The following is a 2,817-nucleotide window of genomic DNA, read 5'->3' as shown; positions in this document are numbered from 1 at the left end:
TTGTGTCCAATCCCAATTATTCTCAATCCACAGCCCCTTAAACAAGGCTTTGTTGCCCTTAAAAATGGCTTCCATTGTGCTCACCAGCAGCGACTTCCCAAATCGCCGCGGGCGCGACAAGAAAAAAACTCTGCCCGATGTGATAAGGCGGTGTATATCCTCCGTCTTATCAACATACAAGCAATCATCTCTGCGCAAATTCGCAAACGACTGTATTCCGATAGGTAAATTTTGCATAATCTTTTAATTTGCCGCAAAGTTACACATTTTTTGCTTACCTCCGCCCAAAATCGTCATACAAAGTCTGCAAAATCGCTTGACTGCGCTGTGCGCGCTCAACAGACGCAGCTGGTTGCTGCAATATCCACGTGTCGGCATTGTTGTCATAGACGGAAACGCCTGTGCTGTCCCTAAATCCGAAGCCATTGTTGAACGTGAAAAAGGCGAATGGGTAGGTGTAGGAGGTGCTGCACACGTCGCGGCTCCATTCAAAATCAGCGTGCGGCAAATTTAGTTGGGCAAGCAAAGTTGCCGCTAAATCACTCTGATTGAGTAATTTATCTATCACAATCGGTTCGCTCACCGCGCCGCCAATCCACAGCATCGGTGTGTGGAAAAAGTCCGGGTCGCGCGGTGTCACCGTTGCCGGATAGCAAAAGCCGTGGTCGGGGATGATGATAATCAGCAGGTTGTCCCAAGCGAGGGTGGCTTTCAGTTTGTCAACAAACTTGCCCAAACAGTCGTCCGTGTAGGCAAAGGCATTGGGAATTGCCTCTTTCAGACGGCTGTAAGGCACTTCAAAAGGCTCGTGGCTACTCAAAGTCAAAAATCCGGTGTGCCAGGGGGCATCGGTTCGCTGCTGAATGGCTTGCTCCAGATGCTCAAACGTGACCGCATCGAAAATGCCCCACTTGCTTTGCTTGTCTTTGCGGCTAAAATCGGCATCGGAGGTGAGTTTTTGATAGCCCGTGCTGCGCAAATAGCTCTGCATATTGGTGAAATTGATGTCGCCGCCGTACAAGAAATCGGTCGCGTAGCCCACTGTCGCCAAACTTTTGGCGATGGACGGCAACATGCGACTTTTCGCCGGCTTTTTCATCACGGACAGGGTCGGAAAGGCGGGATAGCCACTCAACGCAGCCAACGTGCCGCGGTCGGTGCGAAACGAGTTGGAATAATAGTTTGAAAAATAGACCCCTTCGTTCGCCAATTTGTTGAACTGCGGCGTGATGGTGGAATCGCCGCCAATTGCCTCAATGAAATTGCCGCCCAGCCCCTCCCAGAGGATGATGAGAACATTCGGGCGGGTGGTTTTGAGCAAGTGCACGGCTGTTTCGCCGCCTTGTGGATGGGGGTGAGGGTACAGGTTTTCAAACGTGGCGGCGCGCTCCGCTTCGGGCAAAAAGTCGAACTGCTCGGCATAATTTTCCGATGTCCCCACCGAATAGAAAAAACTCGCATTGGGATTGACTGCCGAATGATTAAGAAACTGATTATCACTGAAATACGCCCGCCCGATATTGGACGTAGATTCCGTAACGCCGCCACGAATGCAGAGAAACAACAAGCCACCCAACAAAATCACCCCAATAGTCCCCAAGCATCTATTGCGCATCGGCAAAAAAGAACTGTCATTGCGGGCTTGACCCGCAATACATGTCGGCGTAACCCGCATCAGCACCCAATAGAGGGCAACCGCACAAACAACAAGCACCAACACCCGCACCAAAAGAAACCACACAGATATGCTGGCAGCCATATTTGAGGGCGAATCCATATAAAAAAGCACCGTTGCATCCAATTTGAAATTCCAAAACGCATACAGCGACGTGTCCACCACAAAAGCCAAAGCAGTCAGAAAAGCAATCACCACATACCAGGCAGGCAAAATTTTCCGCAGACTGATTCGGGGCAACCAAACGCTCACCAGCACCACCAACCAAGGAAGAATCAGCAAATAAGCCGCAACGGTACTATCCAATTTCAACCCATGCAGCATCACCAACAGGTAATCGCCAACCCCACAACCTTTGGAAAGAGTATGATTGTAGAGCATAAACAGCGGCTTTTGCAACACAAAATTGCCCAAAAGCACCCCAAAAACCGCTAACAAATATGTAATTCGCTTTATCATTTTTTTTGATGCCGCATACTGATGATTTTTATTCCGCCTGCATGAACTTTCAAGCGTATCTGTCCGCCGTCCGAAGTGAACGCATCGCCGTCCACATGGATATTCCGTATCGCCCCTTCAATGACCGCCTCCTTGCACTGAATTTCCTCATAATAAGTCAGTTGCGACAAATTGAGCCGCATCACCGACCGCAGCAAAAAACCGATTCCGGCAAAGGGCGGGCGACGCACAATGCAAATGCTCACCAAGCCGCTTTTTAACGACACATGGGGCGCAATGTGCACATTATTACCATATTGACTGCTGTTTGCAAAACTGAGAATAAATCCCGTTTTCGTGAGCGTTTTGCCATCGCACGTGATGCGATACTCCTTTTCCTTGTAGTGAAAAATCACTCTGACGACCGCAAGAATGTAGGAAAGCACCCCCCGCATCTTAAACTTTTTGAACTCATGGGCAACCTCAGCATCGAAGCCTACACCACTCACAGTCAGGAAGTTATGCCCATCCATCTCCACCATGTCGATGTACGCATAATTGGTTGTAAGCATCTGTCGCAACGCCTTTTTCACGCAAAGGGAATACTTGACATGGCGGGCAAAACCATTGCCGCTACCCACAGGGACAACGCCAAAAGCACTCCGGCTACCAAAAAGAGCCGTCCCCACCTCGTTCACCGTGCC

At 49.8% G+C, this 2,817-nt stretch carries 3 protein-coding genes; all 3 read right to left on the bottom strand.

Annotated elements, in window-relative coordinates; translation table 11 throughout:
• Positions 1–237, bottom strand: a 237-nt coding sequence (locus ASC50_RS05995) for an AAA family ATPase (RefSeq protein WP_158648529.1), incomplete at its 3' end; no start/stop codon positions are given.
• Between the two features lie 37 nt (positions 238–274).
• Entirely contained in the window at positions 275–2,134 is a 1,860-nt protein-coding gene (locus tag ASC50_RS05990) for an LTA synthase family protein (RefSeq protein WP_055431184.1), read from the bottom strand.
• Positions 2,131–2,817: diacylglycerol/lipid kinase family protein (locus tag ASC50_RS05985; RefSeq protein WP_056928819.1), on the bottom strand; the 687-nt coding region annotated here is incomplete at its 5' end. The genes ASC50_RS05990 and ASC50_RS05985, both read right to left, overlap by 4 nt.

The organism is Candidatus Symbiothrix dinenymphae (genome assembly GCF_001431085.1).
The sequence above is the reverse complement of the archived record's forward strand: the minus strand, read 5'-3'. Positions and strand labels throughout refer to the sequence as shown.

Coding starts and splice junctions, on each gene's coding strand:
- ASC50_RS05990 (WP_055431184.1), bottom strand. CDS start 2,134: ATGATAAAGCGAATTACATATTTGTTAGCGGTTTTTGGGGTGCTTTTG.